The organism is Pedobacter arcticus A12 (assembly GCF_000302595.1).
GTDB lineage: Bacteria > Bacteroidota > Bacteroidia > Sphingobacteriales > Sphingobacteriaceae > Pseudopedobacter > Pseudopedobacter arcticus.
Genome location: NZ_JH947126.1, coordinates 47,711 through 65,496, shown reverse-complemented (window position 1 = coordinate 65,496; position 17,786 = coordinate 47,711). Strand labels below are relative to the sequence as shown.

Sequence of the window (17,786 nt, the reverse complement as noted above, 5' to 3'; positions counted from 1 at the left end):
ATATTATTTCTTTAATACTTCTTCAATGGGCAAACCAATGTTTCCATTAGGTTCTTGTATGTGTAACAAAGCGGCCAACGTTGGTGCAATATCTGCCATGCTGGTTTGCCGATTTAAAGAGCCGTGTTTAATTCCCCAACCCATAAAAACCAGAGGAATATGCGTGTCGTAAGGATTCCAAGTACCGTGGCTTGTCCCGGTTGTTCCGCTTCCAGAAAAAACTCCAGGCTTTAATAATATTTGGATGGCACCGCTTCTTTCTGGATTATAACCATTAATTACCCTGCTTTTAATCGGATCGGGAATACTTGCTAGTGTTGCTTTTTCCATATCAACAGCGTAAGCTACACCTTCCTGCTTTTTTAAAAATTTTATGGTAAAATCTTTAATAGCCTCATAATTTAGGTTTTGGCTTTCAATTAAATTATTGTTAAAGCTTACCTGATAATTGCCAAAACTTAATACAAGTTTTGCCTGTTTAAATTCATTTTCCAGTGCCAAATTCAGATTTTTCAACACCGTTGAAGCTGACCAAACGCCAGCCGGGATTTTATCATCTTTTAAAAACGCAGGGTTGTGCGCAGCGCCATGATCCGCCGAAAGGAAAACGGTATATTGTCCTTTACCAACAGTGGCATCTAAAGTGTTGAATAAGTCCGCTAAGTTTTTATCTAACCTTAAATAAATATCTTCGGTTTCTATAGCATTAACGCCATATTTATGGCCAACATAGTCTGTAGAGGAAAAACTAAGGGTTAAAAAATCTGTACTTGAACCTTTGCCCATCTGCTCATTTTTTAACACTTCTTTGGCAAAATCAAGTGTTAACTGATTTCCGTAAGGGCTTGTTCTTATTATACCAAAATTTCCCTTAAACATTTTGGACAGATAATGTGGGAAAACAGGAGCTTTCTCTCCACTTAGTTTTCCCTCGTACAAGTTATCATCAGCGGTACTTTGGCTATAAGTATCAATTGGATATAAGGTGGTCCAATCTTGGTTGATATACTTTTCGGGAAGCTTTTGGCTATTGAAATTATTTACCCAGGTTGGTAAAACATCCATATAATAAGTGCTGGTAATCCAGTTTCCACTGGCATCATCAAACCAATAAGCGGCATCTGCAGCGTGGCCTGCAGGTAAAATTCCGCCACGGTCTTTCAGCGCAATCCCAATAACTTTTGACTTAAAATTTGTAGCTAGTTTAAGTTCATCAGTAATGGTAGTTGCCAGTAAATTTGCAGGTGACATTTCGCCAGCTTTAGAACTGCTGCCTACTGTTTTTGCGGTACTATCTTCTGTACAATACATTGATTTCCCAGTTGCCTGAATGATAAAATTATTAGCTGAAATTCCGTGAATTGCCGGCACAGAGCCTGTATAAATTCCCGTATGCCCTGCCGCCGTTACAGTTGGTATATAAGGTATGTGCGTATTTTCGCAAGTAAACCCTTCGTTCAATAATCTATTGAACCCGCCTAAACCGTACCTATCCGCATAGCGGTATAAATAATCCCAGCGCATTTGGTCTACAACTATACCAACCACCAATTTTGGTCGGGCCGGAACATTATTGAAATTATTGCCCAATACAGGCTTGATGACTTTTTGTGCCGATGAATAAAACGGAGAAAGAAACACTAGGAGGGCAAGAATTCTGAGGATTTTCATTTTTTTAAACTTTTAGAACTTTAATTTTGTTACTTACAGCTTTTAATATAAAAATTTTAATATAAAAACCGGAAATCGGCTTAGAATTCTTATAACTATGTGGATGGTTGCTTGACTTAGCATATTTTGAACCTATACCTAAAAAGAAATACCCATACATTGTTAAACGTACAGGTATTCTTTCCACTTACAATATAAACCAACCAATTTAGTCCAATTCTCCTGTTTTCATCTTTTTTGCAGCATCAGAAAACCTGGTTTCCATTTTTCCTTTTACTTCTATTTTAATTACAGAAGCAATTTTATCGGGTGCTGCTTTAGGGATGTTAATAATTAAACCTTTTTCTTTAGAAAAAGAAGTTTTAAGCTTCATATTGCCATCTAAAAGTTTTGCCGAGCTTACTTTATGGTTTAAATCTGGAATAACCAGTTTCCCGTCTGTAGGCCAATCAAATACTGATACGTACAAAGTGGTGCCTTTTTTAGAGTTCTTACGGGTACAACGTCCCCATGTAACTGGATCTATCGGACTAGGTTTTGTATCGTAAATGGCTTCGCTATTGATCTTCATCCATTTACTGATGTCGTTTAAACGATCAATACTTTCTTGAGGAAAAGTACCATCTGGTTTAGGACCAACGTTTAGTAAATAATTACCTCCTTTAGATGCGATATCAACCAAATTGCGGATTAAAGTTTCGCTTGATTTCCATTTATGATCCGACGTTCTGAAACCCCAAGTCCCGTTCATGGTCATACAGGTTTCCCAATCTTGCCCATCTAGCTCATCAACCGTAGGTATTTTTTGTTCGGGAGTTTTGGTGTCTCCAGGGAAGTTAGGACGTTTTAAACGATCATTTGTAATGATATTTGGTTGTAGTTTTAAAGCTTCTTGAAATTTCAATGCCGCTTCATCCGTCATATTAGTAGGCGTATCCCACCATAAAACAGCAATATCACCATAATTGGTCATTAACTCTTTCACTTGTGGCACAGCTACCTCATCAATATATTGGTTAAAAGTTTTTGTTTCCTGTGCTGGGTCCCAATGCCCTTTATGAGCTAAAGTGTAGGCATCTATTTTTGTAGAATCTGGATTTGCCCAGCCTTCGCTCATTACCTTTCTTGCTACAGCTCCGCCTGGGTTGTTCCAGTCTTGCGCTTGCGAGTAATAAAAGCCTAGTTTTACACCATATTTACGGCATGCTGCCGCCAAAGGAGCTATTAAATCTTTTCCGTAAGGCGTAGCATCTACAACATCCCACTTACTGGCTTTAGAATCAAACAAAGCAAACCCGTCATGATGTTTTGCAGTAATCACAATATACTTCATTCCAGCATCCTTAGCCATTTTTACCCATGCATCAGCATCGTATTTAACCGGGTTAAAGTTTTTGGCCGTGTCCTGATATTCGGCAACTGGAATTTTACAGCGGTTCATGATCCACTCTGCCCCACCCCTACGCTGTTCATGACCTTGATATACGCCAGCAAACTGCGCATATACTCCCCAATGGATAAACATCCCAAACCGGGCCTCACGCCACCATTCCATGCGTTCGTCTTTGGTCAGTACTTTTTGTGCCGACACTGATTGTGTAAGTAATGCAAAGGAAAATACAACAGCAAAAAATGTTTTAATCATGATACCTTAAATATAAAATTATGGTGGTTTATTAAATGTTATTCCCCAGCTATTACGGCCAAGCAAGTTCCTGCACTCACCTCAAGTTAACGAGCTAAAATAGCTAGAATAAAGAATCTATTTATTATTTGTATAAAAGAAGGACTTTTAAAGCACAAAGCATTAATAGAATTTGGCAAATTGATAAGCTTGATTGGAAATTATCATATAAAATTCCATTAAGTTAGCCTGTTTTAGCATCTATTGATTTTTTTGGATAAGAACAACAACCATATTTATCTTTTACTTTTTTGAAGCCTTTAAAACAAAATCAACTATTGGTTGTGGATTGGCTAAACTATGCGGGTGATGTTTGCCCGATCTATGAATGATGGTGATATTGCCTCCGGCGAGGGTAATTAATTTTGCAAAAGGTATGGTGTTTTCTTTTGTTGGAACAGTGTCGTCCTCGTCGGCCACAACGTGTAACATTGGGTATTTGCCTTTTACAATAGCTTTTATTTTATCCACTGGGCTATCGTTTGCGGCTTTAGCTTGCTCATCCGCTTGGTAGCCGAAATCTGCTTTATAAATTTCCCAATCTTTTTTACTTCCGGCCCTTTCGCCAAAACCTCCAGGCCAGCTTTTTATATCCATTACGGCGTTATCTGCATAAATACAGGCTACTTTTTTAGGGTTAAGCGACGCCCATGCATAAATGTAAATTCCGCCTCTGCTATAACCTTCCAGAACTGCTTTTTTAGCTAAACCCAACTTTCGCATATAAACATAAAAATTATTCCAAATTTGAATGGCTTGCTTATTTCCGTACAGTTCTGCAACGTCGCAATAAACTAAATGATAGCCTCGCTCTAATAAAGCAATATCAGCTTGTGGTTGGTTGCCAAAAAAACGGGCTCGCCAAACCCAAGGTTTTCCTTTTATGGCATTTTTAGGCTGTACAATATGAGCCTTACGTCCTTTAAAAGTAAACTGATAATCTTTAAAGCCATAAAACGATTTTTCTATTTTTGTTTCTTTGATTTCTTTTGAGCTATCAAAGGGATAAAATTTGGTATCTAGAAACTCAAATAATCTTTTTGCGATAAAATTTGCGCCTTCCGCATTGGGGTGAACTTTGTCTGGCATCAACGATTCTTTATCTTTAAAAAGGCTGTGCAAGTCAATAATTTCTAAGTTTCCCTCAAATGCTAGCCTTTCTAGCGCCGGAATCATGATGCTAGAAATCGGCTTGTCCCATATCTTATTTGTATCAACGGTAAAAACCGTAATTGGCTTAAGTAAAACTACTCTTGGCTTTGATTTTAGTTTTTGAAAACTTTCTATGAGCTCGCGATAATCATCAATAAATTGATGTAAATACTTTCTATTGATCAACTTAGAATCGTTAGTTCCCAATGCAATAAAAACAATATTAGGTTCACTTTTTAATGCCGACTGATAAACCGTAGTTGCCCAATATGGTTTATTTCCGTTTTTCAATAAGGTAGTACCGCTCACTCCAAAATTAGTTACCTCGTAACCTTCGCCCAACATTTGCTGTAGCCTAGCCGGATAACTTTGCGATAGCCGATCTGGCAAAAAAGCACCGTAAGTAATGCTGTTACCAATGCATGCTATTTTAACTTTAGCGTACACTTGGTTAGCGCCCATGAGCGTAACAAAAACAAGAATAGCTTTTAGATTTTTCATGTATTGAAGGTTGTCCCCGCACCAAGGGGAGAAGGAATTTGAAAGAAATACTTTGTAAACCAAACCTTAGCTAAACAGCGCTCAAACGCCTATGAACAAGTTTTTATAGTTTATTTTTTTTTAACTGTTTTATATCTTAAAATTGGTTCTTAAAAATTTATTGCGCTTTTATAACTATCGAAGCTGCTAAACCCGGCACCCATGTTGGTCCAATTCCCTCACCCTTTAAAAGGGCATTATGTGTATCGCCCAGTGCTTTTGCACCAACATCAGTAGATGTATAAAAAGGAAAAGTTCCTTGAAAAGCACCAAACGCCGGATGGCCGCTTTGTGGCGCATAAGTACCAAATGTAGTTGTTCCCATTTGTTGAGTAATCTGTACAAAACCTTCTGGCATAGTGACTCCGGTTGCATAGGCCATATTACCTGTATAAGTAAAGCCTGTTGGTGTATCTGCTAGTTTTAAAAGGGTTGCTCCACCTTTTTGCTGCACCAGATTATTAGCTATAGTGCAATTTGCTGGTGGCACAGTGCGGTCGTTACCTCCTTTTCCTGCGCCAATTTCAAAAGCTTCTGCACAGTTCACAATGGTGTTTCCTACAACTTTAACGTTCTTAACCTGAAAATATCCGCTCGGCGCCGAGTTTGGTACACCGTCCATAATGGAAATTGCACACAATTGCCCGGTTTCTTTTAAACCCTGAATATAGTTATTGTAAACAAGATGATTTTCGCCTATAATTCTAATTCCACCGACGGTAGCCAAATTATTACCTATAATATAATTCCCATAAACTTCTGTGCCATTGCCATGACGAAGACTTAACGTTCCGCGGCTTTCAAAAAACAAGTTATTACGAATAATGTTGTTACTCATTTTATTAGAAACAATCTCTGTTTCGCCGTTACATTTATCAAAAATATTGTCTTCAACCGTAACATTACTTTGCGTCAAATAATAATCGCTGGTTCCTACACGAATGGTTTCTCCGCCATTGTTTCCCAAATCGGGTCTGGTGCCAAAATAATTATGATCTATCCGATGGCCCAAAGAAGAGTTTTTACCCCAAACAACAACTGTTGCTCCCTGATGGGATTTGCCTTTGATGTAGCAATGATCCAAGCGGTTTTTTGTGCCATTCATAGAAACCCAACGATAATCTATAGTTGCATCGGTAGGGTTATAATCCACAATAGCGGTATTGGTTAACCTGCAATTACTCGAACTTGAGGTGAAATCAATAATAAATTGTCCGACCGTTAACTTCCCCCCTCTAAAATTTAATCCGCTTACTTCCAAATATTCGCCATCTATTTGAATAGAAGATGCCCCTTTCATATTTACACTCCCTGCTTTTTGTGCTATAAGTACAATAGGTAATTGCGCTGTTCCTTTTGCCTTAAAAACCAGTTTCTGATCAGTCCAGTCGCCAGATTTCATCATAATAGTATCTCCGGGAATAAGTGTAAGCGCCGCTAACTCTGCTGCTGAAGAAATTAATTTACAAGATTTGCAAGCAGGCTCCTCTACAGGAGGGACAACTATCGGAGGTTCTTTTTCTACCTGCTTTGATTTTTTACATCCCGAAATCGCTATCGGCAAAATGAAACAAAATACCAAAAATCTTAATAATACTTTCATAGAAACATTTTTCATAAATGATGAACAATAGGAAAGAGTATTCCCCATATCTTAATAAGCTAATTACTTGATAAATTTTATGAATTTGATATGCTTGATTGCCTATCTACTCAGCAATATTGGCTCTGCTTACGAAAGCTGCTTTTTAAAGCGTGGCTTTGGAATATTTTTATGTAATAAACTCCTGTGCCCAATTTTTTCGCCTATGTTCGCCATACTTTATCAAGGGAGAATTTGAAATAATTTAAAATGGTTTACCCCACAAATTAAAGTGAAGTAAACCATTTATTTTATTGACTGATAAATTTTTTACTAGTAACCTCTGCCCCTACTTTTAAAGTAAGTACATATACGCCGGGCTTAGTTTGCACTGGTAATTGTAAAACATTATAGCCTTTTGATAATTGAACATCTAATGTAGCTAATTGAACGCCTGATACATCTGAGATTGTAACATTTGCTGTTCCTTTTGCTAAAGCATATACCGAAACATGAATATCCGCATCAGCAGAAGATGCATGAACTTTTAAGTCAGTTTGTACTAGATCTGCTTTAACAGCTACAACTTTTGATAGTTCTGATTTTCCATCAAAATCTACTTGACGTAATTGGTAATAATTTGTACCTGAAAGCGGACTCGCATCTGTATAGCTGTAATTATTATTTGACTGTGTAGTTCCATTTCCAGAAATACTCGTTAAACTATTAAAGACCTTGCCATCTTCAGAACGTAATACCTCAAAATGAGAATTATTTTGTTCTGACGCTGTTGTCCAATTCAATTTTACGTTGCTATTTTGAACAGCTACAGTAAATGAAGTTAGCTTAACGGGAAGCGGTACAGCAGTAAGTACGTTCGCCCAAGATTGATCTACTTTAATATTATCAATAATAATATTATCGGAAGAGTTGAATGTTCTAAAGCCAAGACCTTGAATATCTTTTTTGCTTACTGCTGATTCACTCGTATTTGTAACCGTAGCAACTCCTTCTGTAGTATTTTGAGTTTGACCATTGCTATAAATCCATAAACTTACTTTATCAGCAGTGGTTGTTACCGAATTTTTTTCGTATTTTTCAATAATAAGATAGTTTTTATTAAGCTCGTAAGAAAAGGGAGTATAGGTTACATCAACGGCACTATTACTACTTCCTATCGCTCCAATAGCAAATTTACCTGTAGGCACAGGAATTAAATCAGTAGTCATTTCCGGTTTAACATATATTCTACCCCTACCATCTGTATTGTTTGGACTAGTTGACAAATCAGCCAAATAAAAGAAGTAACTCCCATTTACATTACTTGGTACAGCTAAAAATCTCACTAAAAATGAAACGTAAATAGTGCCCGATGTTGCGTTTTTGAGTAATGAAATGCCCGCATTATTAAAAGGGATAACCGGACCGTCGCCTGCACTACCACCCGGATTCATATGAGCCGATTTTGTTCCGCTAAGACTAGTGGCATCGACCTTAATGGAAACACCTGCGTACTTGGAGTTTGCTACCCAGTTTCCTTGTCCAACTAAATCTCCAACAGTATAACTCTCGAAATCTTCACTAAAGGTTTGTGATTTAACCTGATAAGCTATAAAAAAGAAGCTAAATAATAGTACTAGTTTTTTCATGTTAATTTAATTTATATGTATAATAATTGGTTTAATTCATTCGCTGTGGTTCATGCTCAATTATAATTATGGTTGCAATTTTAATACGGTCAATAAGATCCCTAGCATATCTAAAGATTCCTCCAGATGTACGTAACAGTATCATCTTTGACTTAAAAACATTTTATAAATAATTGATAATGAACATTATATTACGATATTACCACTATTTAAACAGGAATTACTCTGCAATTTTGGCTAATGAGTAACTCTTATTGGCAATATTTTACGGGTTTGGGTTAATCACTAAAAAAGGTACTCGAAAGGCAATGGTTACATTTAAGTTGTTAGTGTTTAAACGATCTAAGCTTTTACATTTGAAGCAATAAAAAAGACGTAACAATTTTATTAGTTACGCCTTCTTAATTATCATAATTAAACAATTTCTACTTATTGCGCAGCATCTGCATAAGTAGTTCCAATACGGATTTTCTTCACAAAATGTGTTGCTTGTGATGCATCACCACCGTAAATGCCCCACTTCGGATCACAATCATAGGTATCTAATGTTTGGCAATATACACGCTGGGTACCGTTAGACAAGGTTTGTTTAACGCCGTTGTACCAAAACTCTATATACCCTACAGCTGGGTTACGCGAAACTTTAATTCGCAAAACAAATTTTAACCAATTATTTACAGAAATAGTTGTATTCCAAGGCACCGTAGCGGTATGGTTAGCATCAAAATGCTGTAATTCTAGCTTTCCATCTTTAGTCCTAATCATTAAAGGATGATTTTGTGGAGAACCAGTAGTGGGATATGATTTCCACTGAAATATAGCTTCTGTTTTTAAATTTGTTGGCATATAGATTTTACTGGTCCAACCGATGTAGATATTATCTCCCTCGGCAGCTTGGTAACCTACTGCACCTCTGGTTTCTGTTCGGTGACTGCCCGAAGGTTTCAGATACTTCCAGACCAAAGTTCCGGTCTCATCATTCACTGTAGAAAGTGCTCCAGTTCCCTCAATGTTAATTGCTTTCCAAATAGACGTTCCGTTAGTTGCATCTCCATTAAATAACACCGACTGTACAGCTTGTGTTTTAACCACTTTATCGACTGTTTCTGTCTGTGTTGTTGTTTGTTCAGCATCTTTTTTACAGTTGGACAACATTATACCGGCAGAAGCCAAAGCAAGCAACATTAACTTTTCTTTTTTCATGATTTTTCAATTTTAGTTTATAATTTGGTTAATTGGTGACGTAGAATTTCAGTCAATACACCATGTTAAATCATATCTCACCCAGCCCTCTTTATTTTGTTCCTTGAACATTAAAGAAGTGTGGTGATGAACTATAAGATTTCGCTGCTAAAAAAGGAAAGGCTAATTAATGGGTTTATTGACCTTTTATATAGGTGAATTGTTGGTGGTTAAATAAGCAATATCCACATTGATGATCTTAGCAGGTTGGATTCCGCGAGTCACCAATCTAATCATCAATGTGGGATAAAGCGCTTATTACCTAAAAGGATAGATGGTGTAGTGACTCTTCATGCCATAAACATGAACTATACCATTGGTGGCAATATAACCTCCAGAACGATCATTAGTTTTGTCGTTGATCTGAATCGGAGCTAAATCATTATTGTTCACCAGCTTCAAATTCATTTTCCCCTCTTGGTCAAATCCTTTTCCATCGTTCAAAAAGCCTAAATAGGATTGCTTACTGGCAATTTGATTAGGAGGTAACAATGTTTGAACAGCCTTATTGGTGATGGTAAGCTTATCAAAATTATAATCCCCTTCTGTAATCAGATAAAGAAAATAATTTTTAACATCTTGTTTAGGGTAATCTTCCCACTTTGTTGCTGGCCTGGTTACAGGTACTCCGGTGGTTGGATTAACGCTGGTAACAATTGGAAAATCAAACCATAAACCGGCGGTTACTTTACCACCGCTTATCACTCTCACTCCTTCGTTATGAAGAAAAAAGAAAGTTCTTCCTGGCTTTTCGTACTCGGCTAAGTCAATCTCGGCGTACTCTAAACCTTTTCTCATCCATTTGAAGACCGTATCTGCAGGCGTTACCCCGTAAGATCTATCTTCTAAAAACTGTCGAGCCGTGATGTTAATGTTCGGATCTAAAGTGTCATGTTTATATTCGTACTTTTTCTGCAGATCCATATCAAACAAAGTACATGCTTGGCAAACCATCGCAACCAATGCGATTGCAAAAATGCTTTTAAATGATGTTTTAAAACTTTTCATAATGTCTTTATTAATCTGTGTAACCAGCGTTTTGTACTAGTTGGGTATTTGAGTTAAGTACATTTCTATTGATAGGCCAAAGCACACGGTTTGTTGGATCGATAAATCCTGGTGCGTCTAAGTTTCCTGCTGCAATTTGTCTTCTTTTAAGAATTGGATCCATTACTTCTTTAACATGATCTGTTCTCACTAAATCAAACCATCTTTTACCTTCACCAAAAAGCTCTTTTTGACGTTCATTGAGAATAGCATCTTCTAGTGCTTCTTTTCCCGTCACCAATGGGTCTACAGGTAAGTACTCTGCCACACCCGCTCTTTTTCTTACAAAATTCAGATATTTTAAAGCAGCTGTTGGATTATTGGTACCATTCAATGCTTCTGCATATAACAGGTACATATCAGACAAGCGATACATGGTTAAGTAAACAGGAAGTGTTTGGTTAGTAGCTGGCCAAGGATCTGCAGCTATTGGATTAGCCGCTGTTGGATACCATTTTACTAACCTATCTCTTTTATTACCGGTGGCAGGGTACACATCTAAAGTCTGTTTTGGTCTGATATCCGGTGATGGTGTAGGTGAAGTTTGAACTGCAAACCAAGAACTAAAAATATCTTCATCAACAATTATCTGCTTATTATTTGCAGTCCAAGAGGTTTGCATACAAGCACAACCATTCTTAACATAATCCCAATGAATACTCCAGATGGTTTCTTTACTTGTAGTAGGGTTTGTAAAAATACTCTTCCAGCTTGCGCTAGGTTGTAAATTACCATCATCAATCCCTGCGTACAATGTGTTGGTTGCAGATTTTGCCTTAAACAAATTCTGTATCCACTTAATTGCATTAGGATAATCCTTTTTCCACATATACACATCAGCCAATGTAGCGCATATAGCTCCTTCGTTAATATAGAAAATATTCGCTTTGTCTCCTTTTTTTATCATACCATATGCTTTTTCCAAATCTGGAACGATGATTTCGGTAATGATTTTATCTTTAGACTCTCTTGGTCTTGCTGCTGGAGATTTCAAATCTTCATAAGGTTCTAGCCAAATTGGAGCATCACCCCAAACCCTTACTATATAAAAATAACTCATTGCTCTCATAGCGTAAGCTTGCGCCATATAGCTATTAGAAATCTCAGGAGTAAGCTGTGGATCTAAAGCTGTAGCTTTAGGAATATACTTGATATTATTATTGGACTTACCGATAACGTTGTATAAACCCGTCCAATCCGAAAAATCATTTGTTGGGGTAAGCGAATTTAAAGCGATTTCATCAGTATAATCTTTGGTGTAGGAAATAGCTCTATCAAAATTGTCTGAGCGGTATTCGCCCCAATAAAGATAGTTCTCTGTGTATTGCGAGTTTCCAACCATTGTGAGTTGAAAAGCGGAATACATCCCTGCAACAGCCGCGTCAACGTCATACTTATTTTTATAAAATTGCTCTAAAGCAACTTGTGCTAAAGGTTTTTCGGTCAGAAATTTTTTACAACTTCCTAACACTATCAAAACACTTAAAGCTGATATGGTGATTAATTTCTTCATCATCTTAAATTTAAAAGTTTACATTAAGTCCAAGTCCAATCTCTCTTCTTCTTGGATATCTTCCATCATCATCACCTGGTGTTAAGGGATTGTTTGTGCTAAACTCTGGATCAAATCCTGTATAATTTGTCCATGTTAGCAGGTTATTTCCATACACATATACGGTAAGTCCTTTGAAGAATAGATTTTGCCCAGGTTTAGGTTGTAGCGTATAGGAAAACCTAGCGCTAGAAAGTCTCACAAATGATGCATCCTCTACATATAAACTATTTTGATTGGCTTTTTGATTACCTCTATTGCTTTTTTCCTTATAGTAAGGATACTTTGCAATATCTCCTGGTTTTCTCCAAGAATTATAAACCATATCTGGAGAGCCAGCACCTGTGTTAGACGGATAATTCTGTCTGTATTTAAGCGCATTATAAACTTCTCCTCCAATTGCTCCGTTGAACATAAATGTTAAAGAGAACTGCTTGTAATTAAATGAATTCACTATACCAAAGTAAAAATCTGGTGTTGGATTACCGAGTATGTGACGGTCAGCATCATCAATTAAACTATCTTGTCTGATATTCAACCATTCCGCATCACCACCTTTCAATTTACCATCTGGCGCATACATGTTATGTACAGTACCGTTGTAGTTTTGGCCATTAAAGGTATAAACAGGCTTTCCTGACTCATAAAGGGGCTGTCCGTCAGTACCTAATACCAGGTTTAATTTCTCCCAGTTATCATTGTAAGCGTTAGATTCATTAAATGGGTAAACACCTAAGTTTGTCCAGCCGTAAAAATTACCAATCTTTCCTCCTTCTTCAGCATACCACTTATTACCTGCAAAGAAAGGGATACCATCTGCCAATTTCACAATCTTTCCGCGTTCAAAAGAAACGTTAGCATTTACATTCCACGAAAAATCTTTATTCACAATTGGTATTCCTCCTACGTTAAACTCTACACCTTTGTTTTGGATAGAACCTAAATTGACCTGTGCTTTAGAAAAACCGGTCTCTTTCGGCAGTTCTTTGCTGTAAAGCAAGTCATCTGTAGTTTTTATATAGTAATCAGTTGTAAAACTTAAACGACCTTTAAGAAAGCTCAGATCTAAACCTAAGTTTCTTTGTGTAGTGGTTTCCCATTGAATATAGTTATTACCAAAAACTGATAACAATCCTGCCCCTCCTATTCCGTTGTAATTACCAGAAAAGCCAACCTTGGTTACAGACTCATAATCACCAATCTTATCGTTACCTAACTGTCCATAACTGTATCTAACTTTCGCATCTTCCAAAAATTTCTTAGACCAGTTCATGAATTTTTCATCTGAGAATCTCCACGCTACAGTACCTGAGTAAAAATCTCCCGATTTTCTATCTCCTCCAAACCGAGAAGAACCATCTCGCCTATAAGTTCCTGCTAAAATATATCGGCCCTTGTAATCATAACCTGCTCTAGCAAATACAGACGCTGTAGTACTTGCGGATGCATTAGTATAGGTCTTAGCAGCAGTAAGATAATCTGGAAGCGTAACTAAAATCTCTTCATTCACACTATTTAAATACTCGGTATGGAATAGATCGTATCTTCTTCTGTCTGCACTAAAACCTAACAAACTGGTAATGTTATGGTCTTTACCGATTTTTTTATTGTAGTTAAAAAATGCTTGGTATTCCCACGAGAATGTCTTTCTCATTTCGTTTCGTCCAGCATTTTGATCTTTATTTGCAGATATGAAACGAGGAGAGAAATAAGTGTTTTGAAAATTATCTAATCTAACATTGAACAGCGTAGTAAATTGCAAATCCTTATGAATTTTATATACTATTTGGTTATTGAACTGACTACCAAAAGTTTCGTCTTCATCTTTTTCAAAAAGTGCATTTGCAATTGGGTTTCTTTTGGAGCCCACATAACTGGTTAAGGAACCGTCTGGATAATAAATCAATGAATAAGCAGGTCTATCAATAACAACTCTTACCGTATTTCCAATCGGAATCGCATTTCCTTTTTGCCAAGAAAATGATATATTATTTGAGTATTTAAATTTTTCGGAGAATTTATATTCTACGTTAATTCTAGACTGCAATCTTTTAGCGTAGCTGTTTATAATAATAGATTTATCATCAAGGTAATTTAAACTGGCATAGTAGGTAAGATCTTTTGATCCGCCACCAATACCTAGCTTTAGTTCCTTCTTTTGGGCTAAATTCCCCATCAACAAGTCTATCAAATCATTATCAGCATTAAAACTAGGGTTTAAAGAATCTTGGCTGCTATTTTGACCTTGGATATCTCTAAACTCCCGAACTTCAGCAGCGTTATTAATTGGAATCCCATGAGCCAACCTCCCAAATAAATGGTTATAACTTAAGTTTAGGTTCGGTTTTCCTGATACTCCTTTTTTTGTAGTAATTAGAATAACGCCGTTTGCAGCTCTTGCACCGTAGATAGAAGCCGATCCTGCATCTTTAAGTACTTCTATACTTTGAATATCCGCTGGGTTAATTGATGAGCCATCCTCATTAATAACTCCATCTACCAAATACAGAGGACCACTACCGCCATTAAGCGTAGAATTTCCACGGATTTGAATAGAGCCTGTAGCACCCGGCGCACCGCCACCGTCATTAACGATTAACACACCAGCCGCTTTTCCTTGTAAAGCATCAAAAAGATTAATAGGCTGTCTTTTTTCTATTTCTTTCGCACTAACCGATGAAATAGCTCCAGCAACATCTCTCTTTCTAACTTCTTGACCGTAACCAATCACTACCACTTCATCTAAAGCACTAAGACTTTCGTTCATGGCAATGTTAAGTGTGTTTTTATCGCCAACGGTAATTTCCCTGTCTTCAAAGCCTAAAAAACTAAAAACTAAAACAGTACTTTTTTGTGGCACACTAATACTAAATGCGCCATCTAAAGAAGTTACTGTTCCTTGTTTTGATCCTTTAATTTTAACACTGACACCCGGTAGCGATTCTCCACTTTTGTCTTTCACCACTCCTTTTACAACAATAGGTTGTTGCGCATATAACTGAGTACCTGACGATAAAAGAAAGAAACACAAGGTAATAACAGTGCTGACTTTAAACCAACTGCTTAGTTGGTTTATAATGTAGATTACTTTCATGTTTAATTAATAAGAGTTAATAGATTGGTTAATTTTGTTTGCGAAACTGAAACGATGTTCTTTTTTTCATCACGAAACAGAATCTGATTTGTATTAAAACAGAGGTAATGTTGACCCATAATTTAGATTTATTTAGTTTAGTTGATAATTGCAAGTAATAGAAAATTTAAGATGTATTATTTTACCTTTTTAGCAAATGTATACGCAATATTGGCTATAATAACTTTTAAGAACTCAAATTAGGCCTCTAGTTTATCTTTAGAATAAGAGAGCTATGTAAAAACCTAATGTTCATTTATTTAATTATGGTTATAAAAATTAATTGGTTTTTGGCTGAGTATTTAGCCGGTTTTCACAAAATACTCAATTATCAAATTTAAATTAAAGTGCTCGCGTAATGATGAGCTACATTAGCTAATGATTAAGCTATTTTGGCTTATAAAATGCCAAAGAAATTCACTTTTTTTTCAATAAGGCAATAGTAATCTATCTGGATTCAAGGTTTATTAGCTTCATTATAAAAGATTTTAGCTATGTTCAAACCCTTTATTACCACGCTTGATGAGTTAGGATTTAACTCAAATAAGATTGTTTAGTTAATGATATTGTGGCAATTACCCCCCTGATCGGAATCAAAGGGTCATTTGCAAAGGCTTCGACTCCGCTCTCAGCCTGACAACATTGAATACTACTATTTATTAGCATTGTTTGGTATTAAATCAATTTCTAATATTCTCATCAATTCTACTCCCGAAATTTTTATAGCAGTAATTTTTAACTGGTGCTTACCGGCAGGCAAATCGGCTATGGCGATTTCCTTTATATTTAAGCCTTCTTTATCTGTGGAGTTGTCCGCATTTCCTTTGAAAACATGGCTACCAACGGTAATATTAAATTCTCCTGAATTCTCTTTTTCTTGGATATATTTAATAACAATTTTGAAATTAGTTGCTTTAGATAGCGCAAAATCCCAAGTTAAAAACTGATTTTTATTTTTCCAGCCGGTTACATAATATTTATTTGTTTTACCATCGCCGTAAGAAAGACCATCTCCGTTCAATTCGGCATCAAAAGCAAGTAGCCTATTTAGTGCTGCATCAACATCCAAGTATCTTAAACCGTTTGATTTTATAGGTTGATCTACTTTCATCACCAAAACGGCATCAACAGGATCTGGCGAATTTTTGGGCAAATCTAAAATCAGATTTCCTTGTTGCGATACCGAGGCTTTAATTTTTTTCTTATCAGCCATGGTGTAAACCTCAGTTACTTTATTTGTAATGCCTCCAACCAATAATTTTCCGGTTTTTGGCCAGTTAAAAACATGTAAATAAAGTAGGCTATCTTTTTTGGTGATTACTCCCCAGCTTTGTAAAGGCAATGGTGAAGCTGTAGTTTTATAAATTGATTCTCCATATTTTTTTGTCCATATCGCCATGCTATCTAAAATACGCTGGTCTTTTTTATCAAAAGTACCATCGCCTTTTGGCCCAATATTCATTAAAATATTTCCACCTCTTGATGCTGCATTGGGAATTAATTGGATAAAATGACTGGCTGGTTTATGGCTTTCATCATATTTACTATAACCGTAAGATTCGTTTGTAGTTGGAATGGCTTCCCAGTCTCCCTTAAGCGGAAAAAATTCTGCTGGCCTATCTGCGGTATTTGCATAATCGCCAAAGTTTTGGTTCGATGTACGAGCAAGTCTGCCATTGACAACAACATTTTGATCAACCTCGCGGATGGCTTTCAAAATCTTTAAATTGTCGGATAAGGGTAGTTTATGTGGGGTATCAAACCATAAAATATCCGGATGATACTTTTTTAGCAGTTCTTGAATTTGAGGAATTGATTTTTCGGTCACATATTTTTGAGCTTTAGGTAGTAGTTCAGGGTGTATATCAAACCAATTTCTACCTCCAAATAAGTTTTTATCGCCCCCGGGGTTATTGTATTCCCAATCATTACCCGGCGCATTCGGGTCTTCCCAATCAAAGGCATGAGAATAATAAAACCCGAATTTCATCTCATACTTTTCGCAGGCAGCTTTTAATTCTGCCATCGGGTCTCTTTTAAAAGGAGTTTTATCAGCAATATCGAAACCAGAATAATCTGATGGGTACATCGCAAAACCGTCATGGTGTTTCGCAGTAATCACCAGATAATGCATCCCTGCATTTTTAGCAGTTTTAACCCATTTATCAGCATCAAACTTTGTTGGATTAAACTGAGCGGCTAACTTTAAATATTCTTCTTTCGTTATTTTTTCCTTTCGCATCAAATGCTCGGCATAACCGTCCACTTTTTTTCCTTTCCATTCACCGCCAGCTTCAGAATATACACCCCAATGAATAAACATACCAAACCTAGCCTCACGCCACCATTCAATTCTTTGATCATGACTTTGCATGGAGTTTTTCCACCAGCCATTATTAGCCTCCTCAATCATTTCATTGTCTCGTTTGGTAGCAGCGTTTTTCATCGAAGCATCTTCATCCCCAGTATCTTGTGCAAAAGATGAAACAGTAAACAAGCATAACGCTAAACAAACAATTAATTTTTTCACTTCC

Annotated in this window: 10 protein-coding genes; all 10 read right to left on the bottom strand. The window is 36.6% G+C overall.

Features of this window, described 5'->3' with window-relative positions; all coding sequences use genetic code 11:
• Positions 1 to 3: 3 nt before the first annotated feature.
• The 10 genes from pafA to B176_RS0107095 all read right to left on the bottom strand — a co-directional run bounded on the left by pafA (position 4) and on the right by B176_RS0107095 (position 17,782).
• Positions 4 to 1,671, bottom strand: a complete 1,668-nt coding sequence (gene pafA / locus B176_RS0107145; protein ID WP_017258108.1) for an alkaline phosphatase PafA — start codon at positions 1,669 to 1,671, stop codon at positions 4 to 6.
• A 208-nt stretch (positions 1,672 to 1,879) separates the two neighbouring features.
• On the bottom strand, positions 1,880 to 3,316 hold the full coding sequence (locus tag B176_RS0107135; RefSeq protein WP_017258106.1) for an alpha-L-fucosidase: 1,437 nt from the start codon (positions 3,314 to 3,316) through the stop codon (positions 1,880 to 1,882).
• Positions 3,317 to 3,598: 282 nt separating this feature from the next.
• The gene (locus tag B176_RS0107130; RefSeq protein ID WP_017258105.1) at positions 3,599 to 5,008 is read right to left on the bottom strand and encodes a GDSL-type esterase/lipase family protein; all 1,410 of its coding nucleotides are present in this window, start codon (positions 5,006 to 5,008) and stop codon (positions 3,599 to 3,601) included.
• Positions 5,009 to 5,165: 157 nt separating this feature from the next.
• Positions 5,166 to 6,650 carry a polysaccharide lyase 6 family protein gene (locus tag B176_RS19155; protein ID WP_051130012.1) on the bottom strand — a complete coding sequence of 495 codons (1,485 nt, stop codon included), beginning with the start codon at positions 6,648 to 6,650 and terminating at the stop codon, positions 5,166 to 5,168.
• Between the two features lie 290 nt (positions 6,651 to 6,940).
• Complete coding sequence (locus B176_RS20195; RefSeq protein WP_017258103.1) at positions 6,941 to 8,278, bottom strand: T9SS type A sorting domain-containing protein; 1,338 nt, start codon at positions 8,276 to 8,278, stop codon at positions 6,941 to 6,943.
• A 429-nt stretch (positions 8,279 to 8,707) separates the two neighbouring features.
• A complete protein-coding gene (locus B176_RS0107115) occupies positions 8,708 to 9,481 on the bottom strand; it encodes a heparin lyase I family protein (RefSeq protein WP_017258102.1) in 774 nt (257 codons plus the stop codon).
• Between the two features lie 297 nt (positions 9,482 to 9,778).
• On the bottom strand, positions 9,779 to 10,528 hold the full coding sequence (locus tag B176_RS0107110; protein WP_017258101.1) for a hypothetical protein: 750 nt from the start codon (positions 10,526 to 10,528) through the stop codon (positions 9,779 to 9,781).
• 10 nt (positions 10,529 to 10,538) lie between these two features.
• Positions 10,539 to 12,083: a RagB/SusD family nutrient uptake outer membrane protein gene (locus tag B176_RS0107105; protein ID WP_237739809.1), complete on the bottom strand. Its 1,545-nt coding sequence runs from the start codon at positions 12,081 to 12,083 to the stop codon at positions 10,539 to 10,541.
• Between the two features lie 7 nt (positions 12,084 to 12,090).
• Positions 12,091 to 15,213: a SusC/RagA family TonB-linked outer membrane protein gene (locus B176_RS0107100; protein ID WP_017258099.1), complete on the bottom strand. Its 3,123-nt coding sequence runs from the start codon at positions 15,211 to 15,213 to the stop codon at positions 12,091 to 12,093.
• A gap of 691 nt (positions 15,214 to 15,904) precedes the next feature.
• The gene (locus tag B176_RS0107095; RefSeq protein ID WP_237739808.1) at positions 15,905 to 17,782 is read right to left on the bottom strand and encodes an alpha-L-fucosidase; all 1,878 of its coding nucleotides are present in this window, start codon (positions 17,780 to 17,782) and stop codon (positions 15,905 to 15,907) included.
• Positions 17,783 to 17,786 lie beyond the last annotated feature (4 nt).

Bases quoted from the DNA above. Each gene is read 5' to 3' on its own strand.
- pafA (WP_017258108.1), bottom strand. From the start codon at position 1,671: ATGAAAATCCTCAGAATTCTTGCCCTCCTAGTGTTTCTTTCTCCGTTT.
- B176_RS0107135 (WP_017258106.1), bottom strand. From the start codon at position 3,316: ATGATTAAAACATTTTTTGCTGTTGTATTTTCCTTTGCATTACTTACA.
- B176_RS0107130 (WP_017258105.1), bottom strand. From the start codon at position 5,008: ATGAAAAATCTAAAAGCTATTCTTGTTTTTGTTACGCTCATGGGCGCT.
- B176_RS19155 (WP_051130012.1), bottom strand. From the start codon at position 6,650: ATGAAAGTATTATTAAGATTTTTGGTATTTTGTTTCATTTTGCCGATA.
- B176_RS20195 (WP_017258103.1), bottom strand. From the start codon at position 8,278: ATGAAAAAACTAGTACTATTATTTAGCTTCTTTTTTATAGCTTATCAG.
- B176_RS0107115 (WP_017258102.1), bottom strand. From the start codon at position 9,481: ATGAAAAAAGAAAAGTTAATGTTGCTTGCTTTGGCTTCTGCCGGTATA.
- B176_RS0107110 (WP_017258101.1), bottom strand. From the start codon at position 10,528: ATGAAAAGTTTTAAAACATCATTTAAAAGCATTTTTGCAATCGCATTG.
- B176_RS0107105 (WP_237739809.1), bottom strand. From the start codon at position 12,083: ATGATGAAGAAATTAATCACCATATCAGCTTTAAGTGTTTTGATAGTG.
- B176_RS0107100 (WP_017258099.1), bottom strand. From the start codon at position 15,213: ATGAAAGTAATCTACATTATAAACCAACTAAGCAGTTGGTTTAAAGTC.